6 protein-coding genes are annotated in these 5,027 nt (G+C 32.4%); 1 reads left to right on the plus strand and 5 read right to left on the minus strand.

Annotation, left to right across the window (positions count from 1 at the left end; translation table 11 throughout):
- Positions 1-122: 122 nt before the first annotated feature.
- The gene (locus AJ885_RS09845) at positions 123-611 is read right to left on the minus strand and encodes a phage virion morphogenesis protein (RefSeq protein WP_032593229.1); all 489 of its coding nucleotides are present in this window, start codon (positions 609-611) and stop codon (positions 123-125) included.
- A gap of 3 nt (positions 612-614) precedes the next feature.
- Positions 615-2,831, minus strand: a complete 2,217-nt coding sequence (locus tag AJ885_RS09850; protein ID WP_070281257.1) for a phage tail tape measure protein — start codon at positions 2,829-2,831, stop codon at positions 615-617.
- A 41-nt stretch (positions 2,832-2,872) separates the two neighbouring features.
- On the opposite strand from AJ885_RS09850, the gene AJ885_RS09855 reads away from it, so the two are divergent.
- On the plus strand, positions 2,873-3,178 hold the full coding sequence (locus AJ885_RS09855; protein WP_002791365.1) for a hypothetical protein: 306 nt from the start codon (positions 2,873-2,875) through the stop codon (positions 3,176-3,178).
- Positions 3,179-3,289: 111 nt separating this feature from the next.
- Here AJ885_RS09855 and AJ885_RS09860 read toward each other — a convergent pair whose 3' ends face one another.
- The 3 genes from AJ885_RS09860 to AJ885_RS09870 all read right to left on the minus strand — a co-directional run.
- A complete protein-coding gene (locus AJ885_RS09860) occupies positions 3,290-3,529 on the minus strand; it encodes a phage tail assembly protein (RefSeq protein WP_032593234.1) in 240 nt (79 codons plus the stop codon).
- A 152-nt stretch (positions 3,530-3,681) separates the two neighbouring features.
- Positions 3,682-4,191, minus strand: a complete 510-nt coding sequence (locus tag AJ885_RS09865) for a phage major tail tube protein (protein ID WP_002827105.1) — start codon at positions 4,189-4,191, stop codon at positions 3,682-3,684.
- Positions 4,192-4,217: 26 nt separating this feature from the next.
- Positions 4,218-5,027 (minus strand): phage tail sheath family protein (locus tag AJ885_RS09870; protein ID WP_070281258.1); only part of this gene is annotated, 810 nt, incomplete at its 5' end.

Consider the following 5,027-nt stretch of genomic DNA (forward strand, 5'->3'; position numbering starts at 1 on the left):
GTCTGTATTATTTTTCATACAAACTCCTTTCAAAATAAAATTTAAAAAGCTAGTCTTTAAAAACAAAGCTATAATGCTTTTGCTAGTTTTTAGAAAAAGGAAGGCTTTGGTCTTCCTTGCCATCACTTCTTAACAATTTTTTCAATAAAATCCTTAGTATCTTTATAAATCACACTTCTTATACTTGGGTGCAAGACTTTGTTATTATCTATGGGTAAAAAAGCTCTTTGAGGAATTTTTCTTTTTCTGTTTCCCCATTGATGAACATAACCATATTTAAAGCCATTTTTAGTCTGTATATTATTAAAGACTTCTACTCCGCTTTTGGTAGGTTCGCTTTGCCAATTTAAAGCATTACTTAAATCCCCATCTCTTTTTAAAATTCCTTTATTCTTACCATCTTTTATCTTTTGTTTTATGGTAGCTGGTTTTAAGCTTTGCCATTTTCCATTAAAAATACTGCGTTCGTTTTTAAAAGAGTCTATAATGCTATTTCTTATACTCTCTCCAGCACTCGCCATAATGCTTTGCCCGTGTTTATCCATATCTATTAATTTATCACAAGCTTTAAAAAAGTTTTCAAGCCCTTTTATTTCTATATATTCACTCATATTTTATCCATAAATTGTAGTGTTCATTTTGTTTTGTTCTTGCTTTCTTAAAGCGTCAAATACACTTTTTTGTATAGTATTTGCAAATTCTTGCATATTAAAATTGCCATCTTTAGTCGCTATGTTAAAAGTACCATTAACACTTATATTGATATTGCCATTATTAAAGCTTGGAGTATGATTTATACTTTTTGTCTCAGCTAATTCATCTTTATAAGTGTTTGTAGTAAAGACTTTTTCTTTGTTTTGTTCACTTTGGCTTATCTTAACTTCTTCATCATCTCCAAGCCCTACAAAATCAAGAGCATCTTTTATAAAGCCACTTATAGATGAGATCATATCTCCTACCCAAGAAAGCTTAGAAGCAAACCAATCAAATAAAGAACCAAAAATACTATAAAAGAAATCCCCAACACCTTGCCAAATAGAATTTAAAAACTCAGCTAATGGAGAAGCAACACTCATAATAATATCTTTAAAACTTGTAAATACAAGGGCACATTTATCAAATACTGCTTTAATGACATTGTATATAGGCTCCCAAACAGGTTTAAGCCATTCTATAAAAGATTTAAACCAAGACTTAACCTTATCCCAATTTGCAATAATAAGCCCAGCCACTATTGCAATGCCCCCTAAAATAAGACCAATGGGATTACTCATCATAGCCATGCTTAACACTCTAATACCAATAGCTACGGCTTTAAAAACTTTATTAAGCCCACCTAAAACAAAAGATAAGGCTTTAAGGGAGGTTGTGTAAATAGTAGTTGTGACGGTTTTTGCTTTTAAAGTAATATTAGATAATATACAAGAATTACGAAAAGCTAAAAGATGTATTCTTGTTTTAATCAAAGCACTTTTAAGTAAAATGGTGCAATCTTTAAGATAGTTTTTAGCAATAGCATAAGCTAAAACCGCAGGTTTGGCGAGCAAAAAAGTGGCTATAAGTCCTCCTAAAACCCCATTAAGACCAGGGACAAGTCCTGTAATATAAGTGATACTATTAACAAGATAAGAAATTCCAGTACTCACCCATGATATTGCAGGTAAAAAAACCGAACCTAAATTAACAGCTAAGGAATTAAAAGCATTTTTCATTAATATAATAGAATTTTCAGTGGTAGCAGCCCTTGTATCAAATTCCCTTTGTAAAGAGCCTTTTTTTGCTTCATCACCAGCATTTTTTAAAGCTTCTTTATAAGTGTCAAGCCCTCCAACAAGAGTTGCCATATCATCTGCAAATTCACGACCAAAAATATCAACTAAAACGCCCATTTGTTCTTTTTGGTCTAGTTTTGAAATTCTTTGTAAAAACATATCTAAAGCTTTTTGAGGATCATCAAAACTGGCTTGTTTTAAAAATGCTCCACTTATACCAAGCTTTGCAAAAGCAGATTCAGTTTTAGTTCCCATGTTATCAGCTGTGGCTAAAACGCGGTAAAGACTATTAATAGCTGTTCCTGCTACTTCAGGTCCCTTACCTAAAGATATAAAAGAAGAGCTTAAAGCCGCAATTTGTTCTTTAGTAAATCCTATTTGCTTTCCAGCAGCTGCAGTTCTTTTCATAACATCAATAATCTCTCTAGCCTTAGATGCACTATTATCTGAAAGATTATTAATACTATCGCCTAAATCCTCCATGTCTTTTAAAGAAATGCCTAAAATATTTTTAATTTTCGCAACGCTATCTCCCACATCTTCAGCGCTCATATCAAATGCCACTTTCATTTTAGTTACAAGATTTGTAAATTCTCTTACATCTTTTGAACCAAGTCCAATCTGTCCTCCAGCAGCAGCTATAGCTGCTAACTCATTGGCAGTAACAGGTAAAGTTTGAGACATCTTAAGGATATCAGCACTCATTTTTTTAATATCATCGCCTTCATCAAAATTCACAACCTTTCTCACATCAGCCATAGCAGATTCAAAGCTGATAGCTTCTCCTAAACCCTTACCAATAATTCCACCTCGAATAACATTACCTAAACTTAAAAACTCATCTTGCAAACCTTTTCTTTGAGCTTTTAATTCCGCTCTTAAATTGGCATTGAGTTTAAGAGCGTTTAATTCTTTTTGTAATCCACTAATGCCGAGTTTAGTTTTTGCTGCTATTTTTTCTAAATTGCTAAAATCTTTAACTACCTTGCCAACGGCACTTGCGTTTTTAATCGCTAGTCCTAAAATAACACCAATTCCAATACTTCCAGCATTTTCCATATTCAACCCTTTTTAAGCGATTGTATTTTAAAATCTTTACTATGAAAGTTTTAAAATTTATTAACGATGATATAATTTCACATATTGCCTTATTATTAACAACACTCATACCTGCTTTTTACATAAGCTATCAAAGTGCAAGTGATGGTTTTTTTAATACAATGGCTATTTTTATTTTTTCTTATTTTATAAGTATTATCATAACTGCTATTTTAGTGATGATTATGCCACCCATTGCTTTATTGCTTATTTTACCTACTTGGCTAATTGTAATAAGTTTAGATTTTATTCTTTTTGCTATTTTAAAAATTTATTTTTTGAAAAATAAAACAATCAAAAACTCTTAGCCTTTAAAAATTCTTTTGAAATTGCTAAAGCTTCTTCAAACTCATCTAAGCTTAAATCTAAAACTTCATTTAATCCCCAATGCAAAGTATGACTTATAAGAGCTATAGCCTCTAAGCTATAACTCCTGCTTCTACCAAAAAATCTTTAAGAGCGTCCTGTAAAGCTTTAAAATCTTTAAGATTCAAATCTTCAATTTCACTTTCTTGCTTATTGGTAAGTGCAGCTATCATATAAATAGTTTGCTCCATTTCTTTTTCACTTTTATTAGTGGCGTTTTTTAATACACGCACATTTGGCTCTCTCATTTTTAATTCTTCGCCATTTTCAAGTTTGATTATTTTTTCTTTCATTTTTCTTTCCTTTTTATCCTTCTTTATGGCGGAAGTAATTCCGCCTGAGAAGCAACTAAAGACTTCCCCACCCATTGCTACGCAATGCCCAAAAAGCCAAACTTTAATCCTAAAATCCCAGTATTGTTAATTAAACTCCGATTAATCAGTGTTTAAAGGGTTAAATTGCTTCTTACATCACTCATCATATCCACCCCATTTATCATTAAAATAGTGTTTTTATGATCGTAGGTAATGATTGGAATGTTATTGCGGCGTTGCATGTAAAAATGAACTGCCATTTTAATTTCAGCTTCCACCTCTTTTCCACTTTCATGATCACTTTCACTTATGCTTATAAACTCTCCTAAAAACTCAGCATTAATACCATAGTTTTTTCCACCTTTGTGAACACTTTCTCTAAAAAGCAAAGGAGCTTTAATCTCACTAAAAGTAGTATGAAAGAAAGCCGCATAAAGCACTGGATCAACAACGGCTAATTTAAAGCTAATTTCTAAAGGCTTTAAAACCCCGCTACTATAATTTGCTCCTAAAACTCCTTTGGTTTCAATCATCTCTTGTTCTATATCAGGCAATTTTAAATTTCTAACCACTCCAAGATAACCTTGACCATCTATATAAATATTACCTTCCTGTATAACTTCGCCAATTATTCTTTTCATTTTTATTTTCTCCTTTTAAAAATTTATTAACTATCCGCACTAATAGTTTTAATCAAATCACTCGCCCATTCATCAGAGTAGATGAACTCTAAAGTGATTTGTTTAACGATTGGATTATTCATCATTTTTATATTTAGATAAAACTTACCAGCACTCACATTGGCATCTGTGTTTCTTTCTTCATCCCAGCTTACCTCATAGCCAATTAAAACCTTAGCTCCTTTTAAATCTCTTAGCAATTCTTCAATGCTGATTTTTATAAAATATAATTCACTTGCTTTTTTATCAATAGCCTTAAAAGCTGCTTTTTGTCCTGCTAGGGCTATACGATCAAAGGTTCTTACACGAGCTAAATCTTGCCAAATCGTATCTTCATGGCTAGTTTCCCCACCCCAAGAGCGATAACCTTCACCTAAAATACAAGTTGAAATGTGAGCATTTCTTAATCTTTCTGCATCACAATCAAAGCCATTGATAAACTCTATAAAATGTTCTGTGCCAGTAACCCCATTCATCACTCTATTTGAGTAAGAATCACTAAAGCCATATTCTTTATCCCCATCTGTATGAGCTATTAAACCTGCGATGATAGGAGATTGTGGAACATAAGCATAAGATCCCCTTGTATTTAGGATTTGAACCTGTGGCCAAGTGGCAATTAATCTTTTAGAGCTAAAAGCCTCCATTGTATTAATAGCTTCGCCAACATTTGTAGCGTAAAGATCCACAATAGCTGTGATATTCATAGAACTTGCCACACTTTCAAGCTTAGCCTTTACTCCTGCTTCATGTGAGTAATAAGGAGCAATGATTAAATCAGGGCTAAAGCCTGTTTT

Source organism: Campylobacter sp. BCW_6464 (assembly GCF_001762775.1).
GTDB lineage: Bacteria > Campylobacterota > Campylobacteria > Campylobacterales > Campylobacteraceae > Campylobacter_D > Campylobacter_D jejuni.

What these genes read in the sequence shown, in the direction of transcription:
- AJ885_RS09860 (WP_032593234.1), bottom strand. Translation starts at nt 3,529, where the DNA reads ATGAAAGAAAAAATAATCAAACTTGAAAATGGCGAAGAATTAAAAATG.
- AJ885_RS09855 (WP_002791365.1), top strand. Translation starts at nt 2,873, where the DNA reads ATGAAAGTTTTAAAATTTATTAACGATGATATAATTTCACATATTGCC.
- AJ885_RS09850 (WP_070281257.1), bottom strand. Translation starts at nt 2,831, where the DNA reads ATGGAAAATGCTGGAAGTATTGGAATTGGTGTTATTTTAGGACTAGCG.
- AJ885_RS09865 (WP_002827105.1), bottom strand. Translation starts at nt 4,191, where the DNA reads ATGAAAAGAATAATTGGCGAAGTTATACAGGAAGGTAATATTTATATA.
- AJ885_RS09845 (WP_032593229.1), bottom strand. Translation starts at nt 611, where the DNA reads ATGAGTGAATATATAGAAATAAAAGGGCTTGAAAACTTTTTTAAAGCT.